This is a genomic window from Algiphilus sp. (genome assembly GCF_965216485.1).
In the GTDB taxonomy this organism is placed as follows: domain Bacteria; phylum Pseudomonadota; class Gammaproteobacteria; order Nevskiales; family Nevskiaceae; genus Algiphilus.
The window spans coordinates 983,903-1,009,125 of the sequence record NZ_OZ244162.1; the positions used below are offsets into that span (position 1 = coordinate 983,903).

Here is a 25,223-nt window from a genome sequence, read left to right on the forward strand (position 1 = left end):
TGCGCACATCGCAGGAGTGGTAACCATGAACTTTGAAACGGTTGTAAACGACGTCAAGACCCGCGTCGAAGATGTTAGCAATCGCGCCCAGAACGTCGCCGAGTTGTCCGTGCAGACGGTCAAGAAGGCGAACGGCATCGTGGTGCCCACGATGCAGACCATCTTCGAGAAGCAGTCCAGCGCCGCGCGTGAACTGGTCGAGAGTGGCCGCACCAGCTTTATCAAGGTCCGCAACGATGGCCTCAAGGCTGTCGCCGCCAACCCGGCCGACTATCTGCCGGCGGGCCGCACGGTCGTCATCGATGCCTTCAGCGCTTCGGTGGACCTGACCACCAAGGCCGGCACCGAGCTGGCGGAAGTCCTGCGCAAGGCCTATGAGGACGCGCTGGCCAGCATCAACGGCAAGAAAAAGGTTGCCAAGCCAGCCGCCAAGAAGACGGCGCGCAAGGCTTCCAGTGCCCGCAAGACCGCGAGCAAGTCGACGGCTGCCAAGAAGAGCGCGGCCACCAAGGCCAGCTCCTAAGCGCGACGCTCGCGCCGGCGGCCTTCGGGCCGCGGCGTGGAACGTGGCAAGGGGCGCGCCCATGGGCGCGCCCCTTTTTTGTGGGCGATCACAGCACGATTCGGGGATGGCTAAGACTCGCTATCGTCACCGCTGCGCGTTCCGCCCTTGCGGGTCGAGCCTTTGCTGGCCGCCGCCCGCTGCCGACGGCGCTCCTCGCGCTCTTCGGCTTCCACGGCCTCGACACCATCCATCAGCTTGCGCCACGCCTTGTTCTTGCGCAGCGAACTGATGTTCTGCCGCACGAAGTCGCCGGGGTGGAAGGTATCGCTGAATGTATCGCTGGCGTCGCCGACCTTGTCGCGCAGGTAGGCCAGAATGTCCTCCTGCAATCCAGCGACATCCGGTAAACCGAGAAAGCGGCGCAGTTCTTCCGGTTTGACGTCGATTTCGATGCGGATCTGCATGCTGGTCTCCTGCTCCCCAAGGTCTTCACTGGCGGGCTGGTCTCTTCCACCTAGCATAGCGCGCCCTTTCGATGCCCGTATCCCTCGGTCTTAACCGGCTGAAAGGGGCATCAGGCGCCGTTCCGCCTCCGCGTAGCGCGCTGCGGTATTGCGCACGACCTCATCGGGAAGATCGGGTCCAGGCGGGGTCTGATCCCAGTCGATCCCTTCCAGGTAGTCGCGGACGTATTGCTTGTCGAAGGAAGGCGGGCTGACCCCGATGCGATAGTCCGCCTTCGGCCAGAAGCGGGAGGAGTCCGGTGTCAGCACCTCGTCGATGAGAACGATCTGGCCCTTGCCGTCCAGCCCGAACTCGAATTTCGTGTCGGCGATGATGATGCCGCGCTCCAGCGCATAGCCCGCAGCCTGCTTGTATAGCCAGATGCTGAGGTCGCGTGCGCGCTCTGCCACGGCAGTACCAACCCGCTCGGCTGCGGCGGCAAAGGAGATGTTCTCGTCGTGCGCGCCTTGTTCGGCCTTGGTGGCGGGCGTGAAGATCGGCTCCGGCAGCTTCTCCGCCTGGCGCAGCGAAGACGGCAAGGCCACCCCGCAGACGGTGCCCGCGCGCTGATACTCCTTCCATCCACTGCCGGCGAGGAAGCCACGCACCACCGCCTCGATGGGTAGCGCATTCAGTCGCCGCACGACCTGCGCACGGCCAGCCACGCGGGTGGCTTCCTTCGCCGTCAGCTTGTCGGCCGGATCGAGGTCGGTGAGATGGTTCGGCACGACATCGCCGAAGCGCTGCATCCAGAAAGTGCTCATCCGCGTCAGCACCGCACCTTTGCCCGGGATCGGCTGAGGCAGGATCACGTCGAAGGCCGACAGCCGATCCGTGGTCACGATCAACAGATGGTCGTCATCCCAGGCGTAGACGTCGCGAACCTTGCCCTGGTGTACCAGGGGCAGACTCGTGATGCGCGACTCGGAGAGCGCTGCGGGGGCTTCGGACATGCAAGGAACTCCCAAACCACTCGAAAGGGTCCGCATTGTGCCTTTCTCGGCGCCATGAGTGGCCCTCGCGCCGGCGATGCAGGCACAATTCGCGCCCATGAACGCCTCCCCTCTCCCTCCTCGTATCGCCCCCAGCATCCTGTCGGCCGACATGGCGCGGCTCGGCGCTGAAGTCGATGCCGTCCTCGCCGCCGGCGCCGACATGATCCACTTCGATGTCATGGACAATCACTATGTGCCGAATCTCACCTTCGGCCCGGTGATCTGCCAGGCATTGCGCGACTACGGTGTCACCGCGCCCATCGATGTCCATCTGATGGTCGAGCCGGTCGATGCCATCGCGCAGGAGTTCGCGCGCGCCGGTGCCAGCATCATCACCTTCCATCCCGAAGCCACGCGTCATGTCGATCGCAGCCTGGCCGCGATTCGCGACGCCGGCTGTCAGGCCGGACTGGTCTTCAATCCCGCTACGCCGCTGGATGTGCTGGACTGGGTCATGGACAAGGTCGACATGATCCTGCTGATGTCGGTGAACCCGGGCTTCGGCGGGCAGCGCTTCATTCCCTCGGCGCTGGACAAGCTCCGTGCCGCGCGCCGCCGCATCGAGGATTCGGGGCGGGAGATCCGGCTCGAGATCGACGGCGGGATCAAGGTGGACAATATCGCCGAGATCGCCGCTGCCGGCGCCGATACCTTTGTCGCCGGGTCGGCCATCTTTGGTGCCAGCGACTACGCCAAGGTGATCTCGGACATGCGCGCGGCCATCGCCAGCGTGCACAGCGTCTGATGGTGGAGGCGACCCGCAAGAGTGTCGTGCGCGCGCTGCCCGCAGACCTCGATACGCCGGTCGGCGTCTACCGCAAGCTGGCCAACAGTCCCTTCACCTATCTGTTCGAGTCCATGCACGGCGGCGAGCGCTGGGGGCGTTACTCCTTCATCGGGCTGCCCGCGCGCGAGGTGTTGCGGCTGAAGGAGGGGACCATCACGCGCTCCATCGACGGCGTGGTGGTGGAATCGCTGACGCCCGAGGCGCCCATGGCGTGGCTGCGCGATGCGGTGGCGGAGACGCCGATCGAGCGCGATCCGCGACTGCCGCGCTTCGACGGCGGCTGGGTCGGCTACATCGGCTATGACTGCATCCGCTATGCAGAGCCACGCGTGGCCTGCGCCAATCCAGACCCACTGGGCCTGCCCGAAGCCTTGCTCATGAAGAGCGAGGATCTGGTCATCTTCGACAATCTGCGGGGGCTGCTCTATCTGGTGACGCATTGCCGCAGCGGCGATGACGCCGATGCGCAGGCAGCCGAAGCCCGCCTCGATGGCTGGCAGGCACGACTGTCCGAGCCGGTGGCAGCGGACTATCGCATGGCGATCGAGGATGCACCCATCCCCGAATTCACCTCCGGCATGAGCCAGGCCGATTTCTGCGCGGTGGTTGAGCGCATCCGCGAATACATCCGCGCTGGCGATGTCATGCAGGTGGTGCCGTCCCAGCGCCTGTCCGCGCCCTTCACGCACCCGCCGTTGGACCTCTACCGAGCCATCCGGCGGTTGAATCCGTCGCCCTATCTGTATTGCCTGAATCTCGAAGACCACCACGTCGTGGGCAGCAGCCCCGAAATTCTGGTCCGCGTCGAGGACGGCGACATGCATGTGCGTCCGATTGCCGGCACGCGTCCGCGTGGCGCCACCGAAGAGGAGGACCGGCGCCTGGCCGAGGAACTGCTCGCCGATCCAAAGGAGCTGGCCGAGCATCTGATGCTGATCGACCTCGGCCGCAACGATGTCGGCCGCGTCTGCGAGACCGGCAGCGTGCAACTGACCGAGCGCATGCTCATCGAGCGCTACAGTCACGTCATGCACATCGTGTCCAATGTGGTGGGACGCCTGCCGCCGGACACCCATCCGCTGGATGCGCTGATGGCGGCTTTTCCCACGGGCACCCTGTCCGGAGCCCCGAAAGTACGCGCCATGGAGATCATCGAGGAAGTCGAGCCCGTACGGCGTGGCATCTATGGTGGCGCGGTCGGCTACATCGGAGGCGGTGGCAACCTCGACATGGCCATTGCCATTCGCACTGCCGTGATCCACGACGGCCAGGTGCATGTACAGAGCGGCGCCGGTGTGGTGGCCGACTCGGACCCGCATACGGAATGGGTGGAAACCATGAACAAGGCGCGCGCCATGCTGCGTGCGGTAGGCGAAGCGACCGCCCTCTGAGGCGCAATCCGCGCGCCGCTGCCTGGTCGCGGTCGGTCTACAGGCGCTGCAGGGTGATCTGATACACGGTTGGGTCAGGCCGTCCCCATGCCGGCCCGAGAGCGGCGGGGCACGTCGGGGTGCCCCGCCGCGCAAGACGCCTTACTGCGCCGACTGGATGCGCGAGCGCAGCGCTTCATCATTCTGGGCTGCGCGTGCAATCTGGTTGTACTTCTGCACGCTCAGGCCCGAGGACTTCACCGCGGCAACCATCTCCTGCTGCGCCTCACGGCGTGTCTCCTGCATGGCCTGCTTCGACTCGGCCTCCTTCATCTTCGGGGTATAGGTCTTCCCGATCTCCGCCACCTGCGCCTGGGCTTCGGCGAAGCTCGCGATCTGCGCATCGGTGACCTCAAGTTCCTGGGCCTGCGGGGCAGTCGCCGCGCCCTGCTGTGCCTGCGCGCCGCTCTGCTGCGCGAGGGCGCCGCCGGATGCGCCCAAGGCGATGGCGAGGGCAGCGGGGGCGATAAAGCGGCTGGCGTTGCGTTGCTTCATTGCGGTACTCCTGAAGATTCAAGTGTTCGTGGTGAATGACCACGACCCAAGCACACGGGTCAGCCGGGACGGGTTCCATGGAACCAGCAGATTTTTTGTGTGTTTGTTGAGATATCGCCTCAATACGGCAAGGGGAGGCTCGTGGCCTCACGCGAAGAATTCGATTGGTTGCTGGCAGCGGAGATTCCGCATCTGCGCCGTTATGCGCGCACGCTGGCGGCGCATCCGGCCGAAGCCGACGATCTCGTGCAGGACTGTCTGGAGCGCGCTATGCGCAAGTGGCGGCTCTGGCGCGGCACAGCGCGTCTGCGCAGCTGGCTGTTTCGCATGCTGCATCGGCTCTATCTGAACCGTCGCCGCGACGGACGCCACCACGATGCGGCCATGCCGCTGGAATCGGTGGTGGATCCGGGGCAGGCCGGCAACGCGGGACCGGCGCAGCTTGAGGTGCGCGATACGGTACGGCGACTGCAGTCACTGCCCGCGGCCCAACGCGAGGCCATCGTCCTGCTTGCCATTGACGACCTGAGTTACGAAGAGGCGGCCTGGGTGCTTGATATCCCGGTCGGCACCCTGCGTTCCCGGTTGTCGCGCGGTCGCGAACAACTGCGTGCCCTCGAGGAGCGCGCCCCTTCCGACACCGAGACCCCTGCGCCGACGCTGAGGAGGGTGAAATGAGTCAGTACGACGATACATCGCAGACAGCCGAGGCCGAAGCAGTCCAGGAGCGCGATCTGATGGCGCTGGCGGATGGTCGCATTGCGCCGGACAGCGTGCGCGCTGCCCGCATCCGTGACCATCTGCGCGCGCATCCGACGGCTGCCATGCAGGTGCAGGCCTGGCAGCAGCAGAACGCGGCCATACGTTCGTACTTCGGTGGCGTCATGGCGGAAGCGGTGCCGGATCGGCTGCAGCCGGGGACATTGCGTGCACAGCGCGCGGCCGTGCACGCGCGGCAGCGTCGGTTTGCGGTCGCGGCCTGCACTGTGCTGGCCCTGGCTGCGGTGCTCCGTATGGTCGCCTTTCCGCAGGCCAACGAGGATGCGCGGCTTGATCGTTTTGCCGGCGCGGTGGCAGCGCTGTCGACGGATGGCGCTGCCTCCCTCGAGGACGTGGCACAGCCACACAGCGCGGCGTCGAGTGCGCAGCTTCGGACGGCATTGCCCGATCTCGACCGCCTGGGCTTCTCGCTGCAGGACCAGCGCAGCGTGACAGCCGGTGCCCATGCAACCACGGAGGCCCGTTATGAAGACGCTCGGGGGCGTGCCTTGCGGCTTTTCGTGACCGAGGAAGCGCACGCCCAGCCACCGGAGCTGCATCGGCGTGTCCAGGATGGCCACGAAATTGTCTATTGGCGCGCCGGCCATCGACTCTACGCGCTGGCGGCGGAGACACCGCTCGCCTCGGGTGAACTGGAGCGGATTGCCCGCACAACACGCCTGCGCAACCCGCTGGTCGAGGCAGGGACGGCCATTGCCGCGCGGAGCAAGGGCGAACAAGCTACGCCCGCACGGTCGCCAGTGGTGCGCATGGATGAAGGCCGGCCTCGAGCCGGCAATGCACCCAGTCGCCCCGCCAGCGTGCACTACGAGGGCATGGTCAAGGACTCCTCGCTGTAAAGGTGCGCAGCGCGCGTCGGTCCGCTGCAAGGCGGGCGGCGCCGCCGCCTGCTATCTTCCGCTCCCGGCCACGCCGCTGACCCGGTACAAGAGGAGCACGAAGAACATGGATAACGAGTTGGAACTGTTTCGCGACAACGTCCGTCGCTTTCTGCAGAGCGAGATCGCACCCCACTACGAACAGTGGGAAGCCGACGAGATCATGCCGCGTCAGGTATGGCAGCAGCTTGGCGAGGCTGGCCTGTTGTGCGTCGACATGCCGGAGGAATACGGTGGTTCGGGTGCGCCCTTCAGCTTCTCCTGCGTCGTCGTCGAGGAACTCGCACGCGCCGGATTCGGTGCTCTGGCGAGCAACGTGTCCGTGCACTCGGATATCGCCGCTCCGTATATCGCCCATCTCGGTACCGAAGCGCAGAAGGCGCACTACCTGCCCAAGATGGCAGCCGGCGAGGCCATCGGCGCCATTGCCATGACCGAGCCCGGTGCCGGCTCTGACCTGCAGGGCGCCCGCACCCGGGCCGATGCCGATGGGGATGGCTACCGCATCAATGGCCAGAAGACCTTCATCACCAATGGCCAACACGCTGATGTCATCGTCACCTTTACCAAGACCGACCCCAACGCGGGCTCGAAGGGCACGGCCCTGTTTCTGATCGATGCGGCCATGGAGGGATTCTCGCGCGGCCGCAATCTCGAAAAGATCGGTCAGCACGCGGCAGACACTTCGGAGCTTTTCTTCTCCGATGTGCGGGTACCGGCCTCGGCCGTGCTCGGGCGTGCCGGCAACGGCTTCGGGCACCTGATGGACGAGTTGCCGCGCGAGCGGCTGATCCTGGCGGCCTCGGCGGTTGCGGCGGCCGAAGGCGCGCTGGCGCTGACCATCGATTATGTGCGAGAGCGCCACGCCTTCGGCAAGCCGTTGTCCGCGCAGCAGAATACGCGCTTCGAAATCGCACGCATGAAATCCGACGTGGTCGTGCACCGTGCCTACCTCGAAGACTGCAAGGCACGCTTCGATGCCGGCGATTTCGATGTGGCCGACGCGGCCATGGCCAAGTACACCACGACCGAGATGCAGTGCCGCGTGGCCGATGGCTGTCTGCAGCTCTTCGGTGGCTACGGCTACATGCGCGAATACCCGATCTCCCGTCACTTCGTCGATGCCCGCGTGCAGCGCATCTATGGCGGCACTTCGGAAATCATGAAGGAGATCATTGCCCGCTCGGTGCTCTAGCGTGGGTGGACGCGTCGCGGATTATTCAGCGGGGTCCGCCAGTCGCCGGATCTGCTGCGCGTACTGTTCGCCGTTGAAGCTCGGCGCCGAGCAGCGCCCGTCATTGCAGACGTAGCCCGCCGGACGCTCGAAGTTCGGGTAGCTCACGTCGTGATTGGGCAGCTTGCCCATGGCGGGATTCCACAACTCAATGCGCCGATAGCTGCGCGGAGTCGCCAACGCCGTCTTCAGCAATGCGCGGGTGGTTGCATCGCCCTTTGGACCGACCACGGTGAGATGCAGCGGTGCGCTGCGGATTTCCTGGTCGGCGAGCAGGATGCCTGCGTCGGTGATGCGCGACAGGGCGGTTGCATCGGCGGCCAGGAAGCGCATGGCATGGCGGGCACCATCCGCGTGATCGGGGTCTGCGGTGAAGTGGTGGAGCCGGTTGAGCCAGCGCGCGGCGGCGATGTTTTCGTCGATATCCGGAATGGCGGCGACGGGCGTGCCATCGGCAACAGCGCCGCGAAATCCGCTGCCTTCGCGCCGGAAGTGGGCCATCACGAAATCGGCCGCGGCCGCGCTGCGCATTAGCCACTCTCGCGCGCCGGTCGCTTCGTACAGCGCCAGCAGGGCGCGGCCCATGTGCAGGCTGTCGCCGAGGAAGGGCCCACGGCTGGATTCGACGTCGTGTCGAAAGCCGCCTTCCGGCAGGCCGCGTTCGGCGACCACCCAGCGTGCCGCGCCAAGCGCCGCATCGAGTGCGGCTTGCTCACCGGTAAAGGCGTAATCGTGCACCAAGGCATGGATGGCCATTCCGTTGTGCAAGGCATAGCGGCTCTTGTCGATGGCTGGCATGCCGCGTGCGCGGCGAGCCTGATCATCCAGGGCAAAGTAGTCGTGGGCCTTCTGGCCGGGGACCAGGTCCGCATCCTGACTGACGTAGAAGGCACCCGATGCCGGGTCGCGCAGGAAGGAAAGCAGGTAACCCCGGATAGCACGTGCCGCATCCAGATACGCTGGATCTTCGAACTGAGCGTAGGCGCGGGCGTAGATACGCAGCATGCCGGCTTGGGTGCGCATGATCTTCTCGTAGTGCGGGTTCTGCCAGTTGCCCCCCGTTGAGTACTGGTAGGCGCCACCCCACACCGGATCGATCAGCGCCAGGGCGGCATCGAGGGTACGCCGGGCGCGTACTGCCTCGCGCGCATCGCCGGCAGCGGCACGCACCATCGCGTACTCGACGCTGTCCCGGTCCATGAACTTCTGTACCGTGTCCAGGCCGCCCCGCTGATCGTCGTGGGCGTCGCGGTGGCGGCTGCGAAGGGTGGCGCGCAGCGAATCGGACAGCAGCGCAGGATCGGTGTCTTCGGGCTGTGGCGCGGCGACGCCGTCGGCCTCCGGGCTTGGGTCGTCGACAATGGCCTTGAGCAGCCGCGCGAACGGCTCTGGCGCGATATAGCCCGCTCGCTTGACGATCTCGGCGCCATCCGGACCGAAGAAGATCAACGCCGGCCAACCCCAGTCACGGTAGCGGTTGGCCAAGGCCGGGTGGGCATCATGGTCGACGCGGCTCACGACGTAATGGCGATCGAGCAGTGCCTGCACCTTGGCGTCGGTGAAGGTCTTCTGCTGCATGACATGGCACCAGTGACACCACACCGCCTCCAGATACAGAAAGACGAACCGCTCGTTCCGGCGGGCGCGCTCGAAGAGCGCAGGCGACCAGCTCTGCCAGTCGATGGCCACGTCCGGCGCGGCACGGGCCGGTGGGGCGGCGCTGAGGCCCATCGCAAGTGCGACGAGCAGGCTGAGCGTTGATAGTAGGCGCGTCATGTTCTTACTACGTGCCTGCCCGCACCTTCGATGCAGCGGTCTCGGTGTGCCGGGCCACGGCATGGGCCCGGCACCGTGACGGCAACCTAGCGCAGATGTCTGCCCAGGAAGTCGAGACTGCGATCCCAGGCCAGTTGGGCCGCCTCGGCGTCGTAGTAGTCCCAGTCCTCGTTGCCGAAGGCGTGGGGCGCGTCGTAGCGGTAGACGGTGTAATCCACGCCCCCCGCCTGCAGCTTGGCTTCCAGTGCGTCCACGGCTTCGGGCGGGAACATCTGATCCTGGTTGCCGTAGTGCGCAAGCAGAGGGATCCGTATGGTCGAAGGGTCTCCGGCCTCGGCAGGAGGAATGCCGTACCAGGCCACCGCGGCGTCCAGCTCCGGGGCGTGGATCGCGCCCAGGATCGACAGCACGCCTCCCATGCAGAAGCCCATGGTGGCAACCTTGGCGCTGTCCTGCTTGAGGTGCTGAATGGCGCCGCGCACGTCCTGATGCGCGGCGTCGCCAAAGTCCAGGCCGGTCATCTTGTGTTCGGCCTCGGCGGCATCCAGTGCGCGCGCGCCGCGGTAGAGGTCCGGCACCAGCGCGCGATAACCTGCCTCGGCCAGACGGTTGGCGACGCGCTCGATCTGGTCGTTGATGCCCCACCATTCCTGGATGACGACGACGCCGGGCGCGTTGCCGCCCGCCTCGGGTTCGACATAATAAGCGGGGGCGGTGTTGCCATCGGGGCGGATGAAACTGTGGTTGGCGGGCATGGGCGTCCTCCATCGGTTGAATGCCAAGGGTGAGCGTACTGGCTTGCTCTCCCGGCGTCAGTGTCTTCGACCGGATGGTGCAGTCGTACCGCCGCCACGAGTCCGATGCGGTCTTCGTTTTCGCGACGTGGTCGGCCGCGCTGTCGTGCCCTTTCGGCACCCTGCAAGAGAAGGAGAAGGAGTGGCCAAGCCCGCGAGACGCCTGCTGATAACGCGATGGAGCAGCGTGCTGTTTCCTTTCTATCGGCGCTACCCCTTTCGTCATCCCACCTCGATCCGCAGTGCCAATGATCGCGGCTGCATCGACTTCACGCTGGGCGTGTTCTGCAACCGCATCCCGAAGGCGGCGAACTCCTCGGTGATCAGCGGTCTGGCTTCGCTCAAGACCGGCGAGCACGTTCCATCCAAACCGGCGAAAGAAATGTTCCGCCCGCCCTCCAGCCTGTCGCAGACCGAGCTGGACGACTTCGAATCGCTGTTCAAGTTCGCGATAGTGCGCAACCCCTTTGCGCGCACCCTGTCGGCCTATCTCGACAAGATCGAGCGCAAGGGCAAGATCGACGGCTACGAGACCAACTTTCCGGACTTCATGGATTACCTTGAGCGCGGCGGCCTGTACCGCAATGCGCACTGGGCGCCGCAATCCGCGCTGTTGCTGATCCCCCCGGAGCGCTATGACTTCTTCGGGCGCGTCGAGCGCTTCGATGACGACATGCAACAGGTCTACGCGCGCCTGCGCGAGCCTGCCGAGGGCTACGCGCCACGTTCGATCTATCAGAACTACACCGGTGCCAGCGAGAAGGCGCGTCGCTATTACACCCCACGTCAGGTCGAACAGGTGCGCACGCTTTTCCGGGAGGATTTCGAGCGCTTCGGATACGAAGATCGACTCGACCTCAGCTGAGGGCGTGGCCGCAGCCTCTGCCTGCGTCACCGGGCTTGCTATCCTTACCCGCTGATCAACGCACCGCGCCTGGTTGGCGTCACGGCCACCGTGGCCGTCCTGGGGGAGACCACATGAAGCACACCATTCCTGCGCTGGCCCTGTCCGCACTGTTGGCACTGGGCATCGCCGGCTGCTCGGACAGCAGCACCCCTTCGTCCGGATCGGGACCCAACGCATCGGGCGAGCGTCCGACGACGGCCGCGACGCGCTGGCAGAACTATGAGCGGGCGGTGGAGTACCCGGCGACCACCGCCGAGGATGCCTTTATCGCCATGCGTGACGGCGTGCAGATTGCGGCGCGCATCGTGCGCCCAACCGATGCCGAGGGCGCGGTGGTGGCAGCACCGCTGCCGGTGATCCTGACCATCAATGGCTACAACAGCCGGCTGATCGGGGACGTGCTTCCCAGTACCGACTTCTTCGTGCAACGCGGCTACGTGCATGTCTTCGTCGATGAACGCGGGACCGGCAGCTCCGGTGGCAAGTGGGAGTCCTTCGGGGAAGTGGCACAGGCCGACTTCCTGGAAGTACTGCAATGGATCGACAGTCAGCCCTGGAGCGCCGGCCGGGTCGGCACCTGGGGCCCGTCCTACATGGGCATCACGCAGTTCTTCGCGGCCAAGCACCAGCATCCGTCCCTGAAGGCCATGTTCCCCATCGTGCCGATGGGCGATGCCTACCGCGATATCGTCTTCACGGGTGGTCAGATCAACGCCGGCTTCATTCCGCTCTGGGTGGGGCTGGTCAACGGATTGGGTGCACTGCCGGTGGCGGCCCTGCAGGAGAATCCACTGGGCGGAGTCAACGTGCTGCTCGACCATGTCACGCAGTCGCTGTTGGCCTTCTCCGCAGGCACCGTCAGCGAAGCGCTGCTGGGCACTGACAAGGTCTATGACGGACCCTTCTGGCGCGCGCGCTCGCCACTGGAAGTGGCGGACCGGGTGCAGGTGCCGACCTTCCTCGTCGGCGGCCTCAATGATTTGTTCCAGCGCGGCACACCGCTGTTGTACGAAGCCTTGAAGGACCACACCGAGGCCAAGCTACTGATTGGTCCCTGGACCCACCTGGAAGGCTCCTTCGGCGGTGGCCTGCCGGCGGATGGCGTGCCCAGTCTGGATGCCATCGCACTGCAGTGGTTCGACCGCTACCTCAAGGGCATGGCGAATGGCGCCGAGCAGCAGCCGGACGTGACCCAGTACCTGTACGGGGAAGAGCGCTATGTCATCGAAGCCGACTGGCCGCATCCCGAGGCACGCGCGATGACACTGCACCTGCGCGGCGATCAGAGCCTGTCCGCGGAGCCTGCACAGGCCGGGGAGGCGAGCAATCTCGTGCTGCAGCAGCCGCTCAACGGGCTGTGCTCAATGAGTGCGAGCCAGTGGACCGCAGGCGTCATCGGCTTGTTGCCGCTGCCCTGTGCCACCGACAACCGCATCACCGAGCTGCTGGAAACGACCTACACAACGGCCCCGCTGGAGCGCGATCTCTATATCAACGGCCCCATCCAGGCCAACGTCTGGGTATCGACCACGGCACTCGAGGCGGGCGTGGTGGTCCGCATCACGGATGTCTATCCCGACGGGCGCTCGCAGGAGATCACCAATGGCATCCTGACGGCATCGATGCGCGCGGTGGATGACAGTCGGGCGCGGCTGCTGGACGGTCAATCCATTCAGCCCTGGCACGTCTTTACCGAGGCGGCCCGTCAGCCGCTGTCACCGGGCGAGATCGTTGCCCTGAATGTCGAGGTCTTCCCCTCCAGCTTCGTCATCAAGCAGGGGCATGCACTTCGGGTCAGCGTGGGCGCCAGCGACCTGCCGCACGGCCTGCCGCCGCTTCCGGATCTCGTGCGCGGTGTGGCTGGCCTGTTGACCGTCTACAGCGACGCCGACCATCCCTCGCATGTGGTGTTGCCCGTGGTCGACACGATTCCGGCGCCCTGAGCGCGATGCGTGCGCGCCCGCTTCGCGATCAGCGGATGATCCAGAGCAGCTGCGCGGGCCGGCCGCGATCGATCCAGACCACCGCATTCTGGTGAAAGCGGGCACCTAGCCGGCGCGCTTCGCCGCGGGTGAGATCGGCCACGATGAGGCTGTGTTCATCGGGCCAGGCGCCCGTGGTCGCGGTATTGCAGGCCGGCAGCATCGGATGCGGCATGGCGTGGAGCAGATGCAGCAATGCAGCCTGGAGGCGGCGATTGGCAGCGCATCCGAGAGGCAGACTGCGCGGATTGCAGGCGGTGACGATGGCCGCCTGCCGGCTGCCATGCAGCGCCAGCCAGTCGTCAACGGCAGGTGCCGTCTGGCCGATGCGCACCTCGTCGGTGGCCGTGGGCAGAAAGACCCGGTAGCGCGTGGCGCGATAGGGGGCTTCCAGGCGTTGCAGGGCAGCGGAACGGGTCACGGCATCGCTACGGCATCAGTGATCACTGCACGATGCGCCGCCCGCGGCGGCGATGCAAGCTTGGGATGCTGGCAGGCTTGCTACCATTGCGCCCTCGCGCGCGTACCCGCGTCCCCAGTTCGGTGCCGTCATGGTCCTTGTTGTCGACAACTACGATTCCTTCACCTACAACCTCGTGCAGTATCTGGGCGAGATCGGTGCGGCCGTCGATGTGGTGCGCAATGACGCCATGAGCGTGGATGACATGCTGGCGCGCGCGCCGGACCACATCCTGCTCTCGCCGGGGCCCTGCACGCCCAATGAGGCCGGGGTCTGTCTCGAACTGATTGCCCGCGCCGCTGGTCGCATTCCAATCTTCGGCGTCTGCCTGGGGCATCAGGCCATTGGTCAGGCCTTTGGCGGCAGCGTGGTGCGCGCACGCGAAGTCATGCACGGCAAGACCTCGGCCATTCACCATACCGGTGAGGGGGTCTTCGCCGGTTTGGCAAGTCCGTTGACCGCCACTCGCTATCATTCCTTGATCGTTGCCAAGGAAGGCCTTCCCGATTGCCTGGAACTGACCGCCTGGACCGAAACCGCTGCCGGGGAAGTCGACGAGATCATGGGCTTTCGTCATCGCAGCCTGCCGATCGAAGGCGTGCAGTTCCATCCGGAATCCATCCTCTCCGAACACGGCCACGCCATGCTGCGTACCTTCCTCGACTACCGCGTGGCGGAAGCCGTCGAATGAGCGGCAATCGCGTTGCGATGCTGGGGCCTGCTTCACTGCCGGGCGGGATGGCGATGGCCTTCGTTTTCTCCCGCTGCCCCGGCGGAACCTCCATCCACCGCATGTCGTGATATGACGAATTTCACTCCGCAACAGGCGCTGGCACGCGTCATCGACCACCGGGAAATCTTCCACGACGAGATGGTTGCGCTGATGCGCAGCATCATGGGGGGTGAGGTATCTCCGGTATTGACCGCAGCCATCCTGACCGGGCTGCGTGTGAAGAAAGAGACCGTGGACGAAATCACCGCCGCGGCCCGCGTCATGCGCGAGTTTGCCCGTCCGGTGCCGCTTGCCGATCGCTCGCACTTCCTGGACATCGTCGGTACCGGGGGCGACGGCGCGCATACCTTCAACATCTCCACCGCTTCCATGTTCGTGGCGGCAGGAGCCGGCGCCAAGGTGGCAAAGCACGGCAACCGCTCGGTATCCAGCGCCTCCGGGGCTGCGGATGTCCTTTCGGCGCTCGGTGTGCAGATCGAGTTGCAGCCCGACCAGGTGGCGCAATCCATTGAGGCTTGCGGCATCGGCTTCATGTTCGCGCCCATCCATCACCCGGCGATGAAGGAAGTGGCGCCGGTACGCAAGGAAATGGGCGTGCGTACCATCTTCAACATTCTTGGCCCGCTGACCAATCCGGCCGATGCCCAGCACTGCCTGATGGGGGTGTTCCATCCGGATCTCGTCGGCATTCTGGCGCGCGTACTGGCCGAGCTCGGCCTGCAGCGGGCACTCGTGGTGTGGGGCCGCGACGGGCTCGACGAGATCACGCTGGGCGGTGCGACCTACTGCGCCGAAGTGCGCGACGGGGCCGTGCAGGAGTACGAGATTCATCCCGAGGACTTCGGTCTGTCCATGGTGTCGAGCCGGCAGTTGGTGGTCGATGGACCGGAGGCGTCGCGCGCCATCATTGAAGGGGTGCTCGCCGATCAAGCGGGGCCGGCGCGCGACATCGTGCTGCTCAACGCCGGCGCCGCGCTCTATGCCGCCGGCATCGTCGACCGCATCGCGGATGGCATCGAGGCGGCGCGCGAGAGCCTGCGCTCCGGGGCGGCGGCGCAGAAGCTGTCTGAATTCGTGGCTATCACCCAGAAACTGTCCGCAGCATGAGCGATATCCTGACTCAGATTCTCGACCGCAAGGCCGAGGAAGTGCGTGCCCTTCATCAGCGCTATTCCGATTGCGATCTGGAGGAGCTGGCGGCTGAGGGCGATGTGCCCCGCGGCTTCGTGGCGGCGCTGGACGACCGGGTGCAGCGTGGCGACGCTGCCGTCATCGCGGAGATCAAGCGGGCCAGCCCCAGCAAGGGGCTGATCCGCGAGGATTTCGATGGCGCCTGGCTGGCGCAGCGCTACGCCGAGGGCGGCGCATCGGCGCTGTCGGTATTGACCGATCGCGACTTCTTTGGCGGCAGTGCGGACGTGCTGCAGGCCGCACGTGCCGCCTGCTCGCTGCCGGTGCTGCGCAAGGATTTCCTCATCGATCCCAAGCAGGTGCTCGAGGCGCGCGCCATGGCGGCCGACTGCATCCTGCTCATCGCGGCCGCCTTGTCGCAGCAGCAGCTGCGCGAGCTTGATGCCGTGGCGCATGCCTGCGGCATGGATGTCCTGGTTGAGGTCCACAGCGCCGAGGAACTCGACAGCGTGCTGCAGGCTGAACTGCGGCCGGGATGGTTGCTGGGGATCAACAATCGCGACCTCAAGACCTTCGACACCCGTCTCGAGACCACGCTCGATCTGCTGCCGCGTCTGGACGAGGGTCGCTCGGTGGTGACCGAGAGCGGCATCCTCTCGGCCGCCGACGTGCAGCGCATGCGCGCCGCCGGCGTGCATCGTTTTCTTGTGGGCGAATCGCTGATGCGCGCGCCGGATCCCGGCGCGGCGCTGCAGCAACTGATCGCCTGATCGTCTCATCAGGAGCCGGCATGGAAGTCACGCTTTCCCATACCAGTGGCGCGCAGTTCGTCGGAGAGACCGGCAGTGGTCATGCCATTGTCATCGATGGTCCGGAGGATATCGGCGGCCGCAATACCGGTGCGCGTCCGATGGAACTGATGCTGCTCTCGGTGGGCGCCTGTTCGGCCGTGGATGTGCTGCACATCCTGCGCAAGGGCAGGGCGCCGGTGGTGGACTGCAAGGTACGCGTCAAGGGAACGCGCGCCGACACGGACCCCAAGGTGTTCACCGACATCGCCCTGCATTTCACCGTCATTGGCTCCGGGCTGAAGGCAAGCCAGGTCGAGCGCGCGGTGCAGTTGTCGGCCGAGAAATACTGTTCGGCTTCGATCATGCTGGGCGCCTCGGCACGCATCACGCACAGCGTCGATATCGAGGAACCCGCAGCCCCCTAACGTGGTCCGCGACGGACCCACGTTCGTCAACAGACTGTTCCATAATGCGGCCCCGCGGCAGTGTCGCCGCGGTGTCGCAGCCCACCACTGTTCCGGAGACGCTGACCTTGGCCAAGAAGACGGTCCGCAATCCCCGCCTCAAGCTGCACGGCTTCAACAATCTCACGAAGTCGTTGAGTTTCAACATCTATGACATCTGCTATGCCCGTTCCGCCGAGCATCAGCAGGAGTACATCGAATACATCGACGAGGCCTACAACGCCGAGCGCCTGACCGATATCCTGACCCAGGTCTCGAATATGATCGGCGCGCAGATTCTGAACATCGCACGCGAGAACTACGAGCCACAGGGTGCCTCGGTCACCATGCTGATTTCGGAGGGGCATCTCGAAAGCGGCCATCCGAAGTCCAAGGTCGAGAAGGAATCGGTGGTCGGGCACCTCGACAAGTCCCACATCACGGTGCATACCTACCCCGAGATGCATCCGGACAACGGCATCTCGACCTTCCGTGCGGATATTGATGTCTCGACCTGCGGCAAGATCTCGCCGCTGAAGGCGCTGAACTTCCTGATCAACAGCTTCGATTCCGACATCGTCATCATGGACTACCGGGTGCGCGGCTTCACGCGCAACGTGCGCGGTTCCAAGCACTTCATCGACCACAACATCGATTCGATCCAGAACTTCATCTCGAAGGACATCAAGGACCGCTACGACATGGTCGACGTGAACGTGTACCAGGAGTACATGTTCCACACCAAGATGCGGCTGAAGGATCTGGACCTGGAAACCTATCTCTTCGGCGAGGGCGTGCGCGAATTGCCGCCGCGCGAAGCCAAACGCATTCGCGGCCGGGTCAACCACGAGATCATGGAAATCTTCTACGGGCGCAATATCTCGCGCTAGGCGCCTGCGTTGCGGGCGGCTGCGTAGGCCCGCCCGCAGCCCTCCAGCGGCGATGCATCCTCGCGCAGCACCCGGAGCTGCAGCGGAAAGCGCGTGCCGCTCATGCTGTCGGTGCATGCCCTCTTCATGACCTCGATGGTGAGCTCTCTATCGCTGGCACCACTCTTTGCGGTGTACAGGCCGGGCCCGGTGAGGGGCTGCTCGGTCGCCAGTGACAGCCGGCGCTGCCCGTAATCCAGCCACAGAACAAGGCTGCCATCGGCGTGCGCTTCCAACAGCCAGCCGGGCTCGTTGCCGGTCGCGCGCAGTCGCACGCCCTCGCTCTGCGCCTGTAGCCAGGGGGAGCGTTGTTCGCTGGGTCGGCAGTCCAGCGGTGCCGCTTCAGCATCCCGCCACAGCAGGGCTTCGTCGCTCCCCTTGCTCCAGAAGCGCACACCGTCAGCATTGCTATAGCGTGCGCCGGAGGCGGCGGCCTCCGGCGTCAGGCGATGATCGCCACCGGGCAGGCGCAGGATGAGCGCCTCATCGACATTTTGGCTCTCCAGCAGCATCTCGCCACAGCGCCAATGCTGGGCCTGCACTGCCTCGCTGACGTCGGCTGCCCGTGGTGGCATCGTGCTGCAGGCCCCCAGGGAAATGGCGATAAGGGTCGTCAGCGACGAGGCGCAGGCGTGGCGGCTGGTGTTTTTCATGCGCGGAGTTTAGCTTTCCGCAATATCCCGCTTTCCGGAGTTCCTGGTGCCGCACTGCTTCTCTCGTCTGTTCCTCCCGTTGGTAGCCCTTGCGTTGGCAGGCTGCAGCGGTGCGCCCAGTGACGCGGACATCGAAGCCGCACTGACCCACGCGTACAGCAGCAACAGCAGCGAGGCGCGGGCTGTCCTGTCGGACATGGGCATGGACAGCCTGCTGCCCGAATTCGAGGGCGCTGATAAGTTGGCCTGTGCTCCCGCGCCCAATGGTCGCGGCTATCTCTGCGATGTGGAGCTGACCACCACGCAGTTCGGCCAGAGCAGCACGCGCGTGGTGGAGATGCGCTTCGTGCGCGGCGACAAGGGGTGGCGGTTGGCCGAGACTGCGCCCTGAGCCGCGACTAGAACCAGTAGGCAGTGCGTGTCATGACGCGGGCGACGCCGCGCATAGCAAGCCGCACCGGCAGCGGCAGGTCGACCCCACCCGCGGCACGCGCCTCGGCACCGTGACGCGCCTCGTCGATCCGCATTTGCTCCAGGATGGCGCGCGAGGCGTGATCAGTCTTTGGCAGCTTCTGCAGATGGCCATTGAGGTGCTGCACCACCTGTTTCTCGGTCTCCTCGACAAAGCCCAGGCTCCAGCGGTCGCCCACCACGGCCGCCAGCGCGCCCATCGCAAAGGAGGCGCCGTACCACACCGGCTGTAGCCGGCTTGGGCCTTCACCCAGTTGCTGCAAGCGCTGGGCACACCACTCCAGATGGTCGCGCTCCTCGGCGGCGGCGTGGAGGAGATGGCGTCGAATCTCCGGAGTCCGCGCCAGCATCGATTGACCGTGGTACAGCGCCTGCGCCGCCACTTCGCCAGCGTGGTTGACCCGCATCAGGCCGGCTGCGTGATGGCGTTCCGGCGCTGTGAGCGTGGCGGACGCCTCGCCTTCCTGCGACAGGGCGGGGCTGGGGCGGGGCGCCGGCGCATCCGGGGCGCTGCGCCCGGCCAGGGCGTCTCCGGCGCGGGCCAGCAGCTGATCGAGAGGGCTGAGTCGACGCGTCATTGCTGGGAATCTACTGGTCCTTGGCGGCGTCGCTGGCCGGCGGCACATAGCCGGTCTGCGTGAGTTCCCCGCCACCGAAGAAGAATTTCTCCATTTCCTCCATCAGGAAGGCGCGTGATTTCTTGTCGGCGAGGGAGAGGCGGTACTCGTTGATGACGCGGGTCTGGTGGGCCTGCCATTCCTCCCATGCCTGCTTCGAGACATGGTCATAGATGCGCTGACCGAGTGCGCCCGGATAGGGCGGCGCGTCCAGGCCTTCAGCCTCCTGCTGCAGACGGGCACAGAGTACGGTTCGGGTCATGGGTCGGGCTCCTCAAGGCGTTCGAATAGGCGACGGATGGGTGCCGGAAGCCCCCGTTGCAGGGCATCGTGCATTGTATGCCACTGCCCGTCGTGCTCGCGGATCGCGTGCGGCTGCTGTGCCACTGGAACGCAGTAGAGCGGCTCCAGATGCCAGGTGAAATGGGTAAAGCTGTGCGACACGGTGGCGGGCGCTTCGCAGGCCATCGGCTGGACGCCGCGCTGCGTCAGCGCCATGCCGTCAAAATCTTCAAGAATCGGCGGCGCCCACAGTCCGCCCCAGATGCCCGAAGGCGGTCGCCGCTCCAGCCAGAGCCGACCCTCGGCGGGATCGCGAATGAGCAGCAGTCGGGCATGGCGTTCGGGCTTGTCGCGCCTTGGACGTGGGGTGGGCAGCGTTTCAGTCTTGCCTTCGATCCGCGCCTGGCAGTCCTCGTGCACGGGGCACCGCAGGCATTGCGGCCGCCGTGGCACACAGACACTGGCGCCCAGATCCATGATCGCCTGGGTGTAGTCGGCGAGTCGCGTCTCCGGGAGGCGGGCGTCGGCCTCGTGCTGCAGCTGTCGCGCAACGCGCGTTTGCCCTGGCCAGCCCGCTACTCCGGCGTGGCGCGCCAGTACCCGCTTGACGTTGGCATCCAGGATGGCGTGACGCTGGCCATAGGCCTGTGCGCAGATGGCGGCAGCGGTGCTGGGGCCGATGCCTGGCAAGGCGATCAGGCCCTCATAGTCGTCGGGAATGACTCCACCGTGCCGGTCGCGCACCTGCCGGGCGGCAGCGTGTAGATTGCGCGCGCGCGAGTAGTAGCCCAGCCCGGCCCACAAGGCCAGGACTTCGTCGGCGGGGGCATCGGCAAGGGCCTGCGGCGTCGGAAAGCGCGCCATGAAACGGTCGAAGTAGCCGATGACGGTGGTGACCTGGGTCTGCTGCAGCATGATCTCGGAGACCCAGACCCGCCAGGCGCTGCGCGGATGCTGCCAGGGCAGATCGTGTCTGCCGTGCAGGGCATGCCAGCCGAGCAAGCGCTCGGCGAAGGGAGCGCCTGCCGGCATGCCGGACGCGGCGTCGACGATCAAGGCTGTTGCGTTTCCTGCGGCGCGCTGTCTTCGTTCTCCCCCGAGGCAGGGGCCTTTTGCTTGTTGCGCTCGCTGCCGCCGAAGAGGCCGCGCAGCACTTCGCCCGCCGCCTTGCCAGCGTCCTCACCGAGCTCCTTGTTGAGCTTCTCCTGCAGCCGCTCTTCTTCCTTGCGCGCCTTCTCGCGCAACTCTTCCTTGCGCGCATCCACCTTTTCGCGCACTTCTTCGGTGGCCTTCTGCTGCAGCGCCTGCTGCAAGTCGAGCCGCACCTTCGGATTGCTCCAGCCGCCTGCGACCCGGATGGGAATCTCGATGCCTGCGAGTTCCGCCAGTTCGGCGCCGCCCTGGCCTTCCAGGCTCTTCACGATGCTGGGGCGGGCCAGCACGTTCAGCTCCTCGCTGACGAGGTTGACCGTGCCGTCGCCGAGCAGGCGGAACAGGGGGTTGCGTCCGTCCAGGTTCTGCAGCTTGAGCACGCCGTCTTCGATGCGGGCACTCGCCACCAGGGAGGCGAAGTCGGTCTGCAGCGGGCCGGCGCTGGCCTCCACGGCCTGTCCCTGCAGGCGGGCATAGGCGCTGCGCAGGGTGCGCGCGATGTCGAATCCCTTCACCGCGCCATCGCTGAGGCGCATGCTGAGGGTGCCATCGAGAGCGCGGCGGATATCGCCCACCGTGCGCCCGCTGGAGCGCAGATCGAATTCCATATTGGCCAGACCCTGGATGAGATCCCGGCCGATGAAGTCCGATACCAGGTCGCCACCCTGCACCGATTCCACCTTGAAACGGGTGTCATAGCGCGGGGTCTTTCCGGGGGTGATCCGGCTCTGCAACGCGATCTTGCCGCCATAGAGTTCAGCCGTGAGGTTCTGCACCTTGGCCTGGCCCAGCGGCGCATCGATATCGAGGGCGACGTTGCGCATGGTCATGCCCTGCGCCACCAGTTCACCAATGCGCAGGCTGCCCTTGGCGTTGAGGCCTTCAAGCGCCTCCACCGGGATGACCATGTCGTTGATGTCGCCACCGGACGGCTCGGGGGCATCCTCGCCGGTGGTTTCCTTGACCTGCGCCTGTTCGGGTAGATAACGGTCGATGTTGATGGCATCCACGCGCAGATCGAAGACGATGCGCTGGGTCCCGAAATCGGTGATGCCGGCGGTGCCCTCGGCCGTGGTGTCATCCAGCGTGAGCGTGATCTGCGGGATACGGGCGCTGCTGGTGGAGGCCTCGAAGCGCAGATCGGCGCTGGCTGCGCGCAGTACCTCGTCGTCGCTGGCGGCGGGCAGCGCGATAGCCAGACGCTCGGCAAGGCTGCGCGGCGAGAAGGTCTCGGTCTTCAGGGTGCCTTCGAAACGGGGTTGGTCGCTGTTCAACGCCTTGCCCATCACGTTCAGGTCCGCGGTGACGCCAGCGCCTTGCAGCCGTCCGTCGGCGAACTGCAGCGTGCCGGCCTGGCCGTCGTAGGCGAGGGTGCCGGTCAGACTGGCCTGCTGCTCGCCCTGCGGAACGGCGTCGCCCTCGGCGGCGAGATTCAGCGCCAGCGACCGCATTTCCACCGCCATCGTCTCGATATTCGCGTCGATGACACTGCTCAGTTCGATACTCGCAGCGAGTGCCGGTGCATCGCTGACATAGCGCGCATCGAGATCGAAGTCGATGGGCTGGCCAGCGACTACGCGGCCAGTGGTCAGGTCGATGGATTCCACGCGGTGGGTGGTGCCCGCTGCGGCGTCGCGATAGGTCAGCGCGGCGTCCTGGATCTGAATGCCGGAGATGGCCAGGCTCTTGATGGGCATCTGCCCACCCTGCGGCGGGCTTTCCGGTGCGGGCGCCTCGGCCTGATCGGAGCTGTCCGAGGCCTGTGCAAGATCCGACCAGTTGTTGCGGCCCTCGGCATCGACGGCGAGGTTGAGGCGAAGGCCTTCAAGGGTGACGTCGTCGAGCACCACTTCCCGGCGCAGCAACAAGGGCAGCAATTCAATGCCGACCGCGACCCGCTCGAAACGGGCGAAGGGGCCGTCGCCTTCAAAGCCCTTGGCGTTGGCAAGCTCCATGGCGCCGGCGTCCACCGCGAGCCAGGGGAAGACGCTGAGCGAAAGTGGGCCCTCGATGCGGAAGTCACGGCCGGTCTGGTCGCTCACCGCCTGTGCGATCTGTTCGCGGTAATCGTTGGGGTCGAATAGCAGGGCGGCCGTGGTCAGGCCGGCGGCCAGCAGCAGTACGAGGGCAGCAAGCCCGATGCCGAGAAACTTGAGGAACTTGCGCATATGCGACGTCCGATCCAAAGACGCAGCGAGTCTAGCGAATCCTCGATGAACGGCGTCTTGCCGAGGCGTGGGATGGCAGCCACCGCCGCCCGTGGACGGCGGTGGTGCATGACGGCCTCAGGCCGCTTCGGTGGTGCGCTCGGCGGTTGTACCCGCCTCGGCCTTCTTTTTCTTCTTGGGCAGGGTGCCCATGATCTTGCAGATGATGCCGAGCATGATCTCGTCGGCGCCGCCGCCGATGGAAATCAGGCGCGTATCGCGGTATGCGCGGGCGATCTCGCTCTCCCACATATAGCCCTGACCGCCCCAATACTGCAGACAGCTATCAGTGATCTCGCGACCGATGCGGCCCGCCTTCAGCTTGCACATGGAGGCCAGCTTGGCGACTTCTTCCATGCCAGCCTTGCCGCCAATGTAGAGCTCGGTGGTGCGGTAGACCAGCGCGCGCAGCGATTCGACTTCGGTCTGCAGCTCCGCGAGGCGGAAGTGCACGCTCTGGTTGTCGAGGATGCTCTGGTCGAAGGCCTTGCGCTGGCGGGTGTAATCGATGGTCGCCTGGATGAGGTTTTCCATGCCTTCGATCATTGAGGCCGCACCGAACAGACGTTCCTCCTGGAACTGCATCATCTGGTAGGTGAAGCCCATGCCTTCCTGACCGATAAGGTTGCGCTGCGGGACGCGCACCTCGTCGAGGAAGATCATCGCCGTGTCGGAGGCGCGCATGCCGAGCTTGTCGAGCTTGGTCTCGCGCTGCACGCCCTTGGCATCCAGCGGCACCACGATCAGCGACTTGTTCTGATGCGGCTTGCCCTCGCTGGTGTTGGCTAGCAGGCAGGCCCAATCCGCCTGCGTACCATTGGTGATCCACATCTTGGAACCGTTGATGACGTAGTCATCGCCGTCCTTGCGTGCCGTCGTCTTGATCGAGGCTACGTCCGATCCGGCGCCCGCCTCCGACACGGCAATCGAGCAGACCTGATCACCGGCGATGACCGGGGTCAGGTACTCATCCCGCAGTGCCTTGGAACCAAAGCGGGCCAGCGCCGGGGTTGCCATGTCCGTCACCACGCCGATGGCCATCGGCACGCTGCCGCAAGCGCAGTTGCTCAGCGCCTCGGCAAAGCGGATCTCGTAGGAGTAGTCCAGTCCCAGACCGCCATTGGCTTCCGGCTTGTTGATGCCCAGCAGGCCGAGGTCGCCCATGCGCTTCAGGATCTCGTGGGCCGGCCAGATGCCGTCGGCCTCCCACTGAGGCACGTTGGGGTTGATCTCCTCTTCGATGAACTTGCGCGTCGTCTTGTACAGCGACTCGTGCTCGTGGGTAAATTCCATTACCGTCTATTCCCAACCCAATAGGGCTTGTTGTCAGTGTCTCTTCCTTTTACCACCCGCGAAGGCGGATTCGCAACAGAAGTAAGACGGTAATCTATCGTTCCGCCTCCTCAGCGCACGGCGCAGGGAGCGATTGCGTCGAGTGCTTCAACGCGAATTTCGAAACGCTTGGGCCAGCGCTTACCGGTGACATGCAGATGACCGGTGTCGCGATCCACTGCGATGCCGTTCAGCACATTGTTGGCGGTGTCCCAGCCGGGCGGCCGCTCGATACGCTCGGCCAGGGCATCCAGCACGAGCCAGCCGCAGACCTGGCCGCTGTCCGGGGCGATTGCGGCGATGCGGTGCGTGCCGAAGACATTGGCCCAGATCAGGCCATGGGCGTACTCGAGCTCGTTGAGACGGGTAACCGGCGCATCCCCGTCGCGCACGGCGATGCCGGAGAGCGCATTGAAGTGCACTGGGTCGCGTCGCGTCAGGTAATTCGAGCCATCGCTCATGATCAACGTTTCGCCGTCATAGGTTAGGCCCCAACCCTCGCCGGCATAGCGTACGGTGCGCTGTACCACCAGCTCCTGGTCCAGCAAACGCGCCTGTCCCGCGCGCCAGGTCAGCAGCCAGATGGCATCACCTGCGAATGTGGCGCCTTCGGCGAATTGGTGGGGTGGCAGATCAAGGCGTGCCATCGGCGCCTCTGCGCCCTCCAGCACCACGAAGGATTCACCGTAGCCACCGGAGGATTCCAGCCACCGCCCGTCACGGAATTCCAGGCCCTGCGTGAAGCGCTTCGGGTCGTGCGGGTGGCTGGCAACCAGCGTCCAGCGCAGTTCCGGGGTGTGCTGCGCTCTCGTGCTGTCGGAGGGTCCTGCCGAGCAGCCCGCCGTCAAGGTCACGACCGCGATTGCCATCAGGCGACGGAAAAGCACGCAAAGGTTTGCTTTTGGCTGCATCTTGCGTCAGAGTCCTTTCAGCGCGGTGGTTTCATGGCGCTGAC

At 65.5% G+C, this 25,223-nt stretch carries 27 protein-coding genes; 14 read left to right on the forward strand and 13 right to left on the reverse strand.

All coding sequences use genetic code 11. The features are described from left to right. The first annotated feature begins 25 nt into the window (after positions 1-25). Positions 26-523, forward strand: coding sequence for a hypothetical protein (locus tag ACOOFO_RS04535; protein ID WP_420428469.1), 498 nt, complete (start codon positions 26-28; stop codon positions 521-523). A gap of 110 nt (positions 524-633) precedes the next feature. On the opposite strand, the gene ACOOFO_RS04540 is transcribed toward ACOOFO_RS04535, so the two are convergent. Beyond that, complete coding sequence (locus ACOOFO_RS04540; protein ID WP_420428470.1) at positions 634-969, reverse strand: DUF6489 family protein; 336 nt, start codon at positions 967-969, stop codon at positions 634-636. A gap of 90 nt (positions 970-1,059) precedes the next feature. Beyond that, positions 1,060-1,962, reverse strand: coding sequence for a phosphoribosylaminoimidazolesuccinocarboxamide synthase (locus ACOOFO_RS04545; protein ID WP_420428471.1), 903 nt, complete (start codon positions 1,960-1,962; stop codon positions 1,060-1,062). A gap of 97 nt (positions 1,963-2,059) precedes the next feature. Between ACOOFO_RS04545 and rpe the strand changes: the two genes are divergently transcribed. After that, positions 2,060-2,749 (forward strand): ribulose-phosphate 3-epimerase, encoded by a 690-nt coding sequence (rpe, locus tag ACOOFO_RS04550; RefSeq protein ID WP_420428472.1) that lies wholly within the window; start codon positions 2,060-2,062, stop codon positions 2,747-2,749. Further along, a complete protein-coding gene (gene trpE, locus ACOOFO_RS04555) occupies positions 2,749-4,182 on the forward strand; it encodes an anthranilate synthase component I (RefSeq protein WP_420428473.1) in 1,434 nt (477 codons plus the stop codon). Before rpe ends, trpE begins: the two co-directional genes overlap by 1 nt. 141 nt (positions 4,183-4,323) lie before the next feature. Here the strand turns inward: trpE and ACOOFO_RS04560 are convergent, their stop codons facing one another. Continuing rightward, the gene (locus tag ACOOFO_RS04560) at positions 4,324-4,716 is read right to left on the reverse strand and encodes a DUF4168 domain-containing protein (RefSeq protein WP_420428474.1); all 393 of its coding nucleotides are present in this window, start codon (positions 4,714-4,716) and stop codon (positions 4,324-4,326) included. A 141-nt stretch (positions 4,717-4,857) separates the two neighbouring features. On the opposite strand from ACOOFO_RS04560, the gene ACOOFO_RS04565 reads away from it, so the two are divergent. The 3 genes from ACOOFO_RS04565 (at position 4,858) to ACOOFO_RS04575 (ending at position 7,569) form a co-directional block, all read left to right on the forward strand. After that, positions 4,858-5,394, forward strand: a complete 537-nt coding sequence (locus tag ACOOFO_RS04565; RefSeq protein WP_420428475.1) for an RNA polymerase sigma factor — start codon at positions 4,858-4,860, stop codon at positions 5,392-5,394. Beyond that, a complete protein-coding gene (locus tag ACOOFO_RS04570) occupies positions 5,391-6,335 on the forward strand; it encodes an anti-sigma factor family protein (RefSeq protein WP_420428476.1) in 945 nt (314 codons plus the stop codon). The genes ACOOFO_RS04565 and ACOOFO_RS04570 overlap by 4 nt, the downstream gene beginning before the upstream one ends. Positions 6,336-6,441: 106 nt before the next feature. Further along, positions 6,442-7,569: an acyl-CoA dehydrogenase family protein gene (locus tag ACOOFO_RS04575; RefSeq protein ID WP_420428477.1), complete on the forward strand. Its 1,128-nt coding sequence runs from the start codon at positions 6,442-6,444 to the stop codon at positions 7,567-7,569. A gap of 21 nt (positions 7,570-7,590) precedes the next feature. On the opposite strand, the gene ACOOFO_RS04580 is transcribed toward ACOOFO_RS04575, so the two are convergent. Next, the gene (locus ACOOFO_RS04580) at positions 7,591-9,384 is read right to left on the reverse strand and encodes a DUF255 domain-containing protein (RefSeq protein ID WP_420428478.1); all 1,794 of its coding nucleotides are present in this window, start codon (positions 9,382-9,384) and stop codon (positions 7,591-7,593) included. 86 nt (positions 9,385-9,470) lie between these two features. Further along, on the reverse strand, positions 9,471-10,139 hold the full coding sequence (locus tag ACOOFO_RS04585; protein WP_420428479.1) for a dienelactone hydrolase family protein: 669 nt from the start codon (positions 10,137-10,139) through the stop codon (positions 9,471-9,473). A 226-nt stretch (positions 10,140-10,365) separates the two neighbouring features. Between ACOOFO_RS04585 and ACOOFO_RS04590 the strand changes: the two genes are divergently transcribed. Both ACOOFO_RS04590 and ACOOFO_RS04595 read left to right on the forward strand, forming a co-directional pair. Next, positions 10,366-11,043 carry a sulfotransferase family protein gene (locus ACOOFO_RS04590; RefSeq protein ID WP_420428480.1) on the forward strand — a complete coding sequence of 226 codons (678 nt, stop codon included), beginning with the start codon at positions 10,366-10,368 and terminating at the stop codon, positions 11,041-11,043. 113 nt (positions 11,044-11,156) lie between these two features. Further along, entirely contained in the window at positions 11,157-13,028 is a 1,872-nt protein-coding gene (locus ACOOFO_RS04595; protein WP_420428481.1) for a CocE/NonD family hydrolase, read from the forward strand. 28 nt (positions 13,029-13,056) lie between these two features. Here the strand turns inward: ACOOFO_RS04595 and ACOOFO_RS04600 are convergent, their stop codons facing one another. Then, positions 13,057-13,488, reverse strand: a complete 432-nt coding sequence (locus ACOOFO_RS04600) for a DUF3293 domain-containing protein (protein ID WP_420428482.1) — start codon at positions 13,486-13,488, stop codon at positions 13,057-13,059. A 130-nt stretch (positions 13,489-13,618) separates the two neighbouring features. On the opposite strand from ACOOFO_RS04600, the gene ACOOFO_RS04605 reads away from it, so the two are divergent. From ACOOFO_RS04605 to speD, 5 genes are all read left to right on the forward strand, one after another. Then, entirely contained in the window at positions 13,619-14,218 is a 600-nt protein-coding gene (locus tag ACOOFO_RS04605) for an anthranilate synthase component II (RefSeq protein WP_420428483.1), read from the forward strand. Between the two features lie 111 nt (positions 14,219-14,329). Next, the gene (trpD, locus tag ACOOFO_RS04610; RefSeq protein ID WP_420428484.1) at positions 14,330-15,367 is read left to right on the forward strand and encodes an anthranilate phosphoribosyltransferase; all 1,038 of its coding nucleotides are present in this window, start codon (positions 14,330-14,332) and stop codon (positions 15,365-15,367) included. After that, entirely contained in the window at positions 15,364-16,161 is a 798-nt protein-coding gene (trpC, locus tag ACOOFO_RS04615) for an indole-3-glycerol phosphate synthase TrpC (protein WP_420428485.1), read from the forward strand. The genes trpD and trpC overlap by 4 nt, the downstream gene beginning before the upstream one ends. A 20-nt stretch (positions 16,162-16,181) precedes the next feature. Next, positions 16,182-16,607: an OsmC family protein gene (locus tag ACOOFO_RS04620; protein WP_223056881.1), complete on the forward strand. Its 426-nt coding sequence runs from the start codon at positions 16,182-16,184 to the stop codon at positions 16,605-16,607. Positions 16,608-16,714: 107 nt separating this feature from the next. After that, positions 16,715-17,515 carry an adenosylmethionine decarboxylase gene (gene speD / locus ACOOFO_RS04625; RefSeq protein WP_223056880.1) on the forward strand — a complete coding sequence of 267 codons (801 nt, stop codon included), beginning with the start codon at positions 16,715-16,717 and terminating at the stop codon, positions 17,513-17,515. Here the strand turns inward: speD and ACOOFO_RS04630 are convergent. After that, the gene (locus ACOOFO_RS04630; RefSeq protein ID WP_420428486.1) at positions 17,512-18,207 is read right to left on the reverse strand and encodes an MliC family protein; all 696 of its coding nucleotides are present in this window, start codon (positions 18,205-18,207) and stop codon (positions 17,512-17,514) included. The genes speD and ACOOFO_RS04630 overlap by 4 nt on opposite strands. Positions 18,208-18,253: 46 nt before the next feature. Between ACOOFO_RS04630 and ACOOFO_RS04635 the strand changes: the two genes are divergently transcribed. Continuing rightward, positions 18,254-18,598 carry a hypothetical protein gene (locus ACOOFO_RS04635; RefSeq protein ID WP_420428487.1) on the forward strand — a complete coding sequence of 115 codons (345 nt, stop codon included), beginning with the start codon at positions 18,254-18,256 and terminating at the stop codon, positions 18,596-18,598. A 7-nt stretch (positions 18,599-18,605) separates the two neighbouring features. Here the strand turns inward: ACOOFO_RS04635 and coq7 are convergent, their stop codons facing one another. The 6 genes from coq7 to ACOOFO_RS04665 all read right to left on the reverse strand — a co-directional run bounded on the left by coq7 (position 18,606) and on the right by ACOOFO_RS04665 (position 25,155). Continuing rightward, positions 18,606-19,256: a 2-polyprenyl-3-methyl-6-methoxy-1,4-benzoquinone monooxygenase gene (gene coq7 / locus ACOOFO_RS04640; protein WP_420428488.1), complete on the reverse strand. Its 651-nt coding sequence runs from the start codon at positions 19,254-19,256 to the stop codon at positions 18,606-18,608. Positions 19,257-19,266: 10 nt separating this feature from the next. Next, the gene (locus ACOOFO_RS04645) at positions 19,267-19,557 is read right to left on the reverse strand and encodes an oxidative damage protection protein (RefSeq protein WP_420428489.1); all 291 of its coding nucleotides are present in this window, start codon (positions 19,555-19,557) and stop codon (positions 19,267-19,269) included. Continuing rightward, on the reverse strand, positions 19,554-20,609 hold the full coding sequence (mutY, locus tag ACOOFO_RS04650; protein WP_420429644.1) for an A/G-specific adenine glycosylase: 1,056 nt from the start codon (positions 20,607-20,609) through the stop codon (positions 19,554-19,556). The genes ACOOFO_RS04645 and mutY overlap by 4 nt, the downstream gene beginning before the upstream one ends. A gap of 20 nt (positions 20,610-20,629) precedes the next feature. After that, positions 20,630-22,897 (reverse strand): AsmA family protein, encoded by a 2,268-nt coding sequence (locus tag ACOOFO_RS04655; protein ID WP_420428490.1) that lies wholly within the window; start codon positions 22,895-22,897, stop codon positions 20,630-20,632. Between the two features lie 117 nt (positions 22,898-23,014). Next, positions 23,015-24,229, reverse strand: a complete 1,215-nt coding sequence (locus ACOOFO_RS04660) for an acyl-CoA dehydrogenase family protein (protein ID WP_420428491.1) — start codon at positions 24,227-24,229, stop codon at positions 23,015-23,017. A 110-nt stretch (positions 24,230-24,339) separates the two neighbouring features. Then, positions 24,340-25,155, reverse strand: a complete 816-nt coding sequence (locus ACOOFO_RS04665; protein WP_420428492.1) for a glutaminyl-peptide cyclotransferase — start codon at positions 25,153-25,155, stop codon at positions 24,340-24,342. Positions 25,156-25,223: the final 68 nt, after the last annotated feature.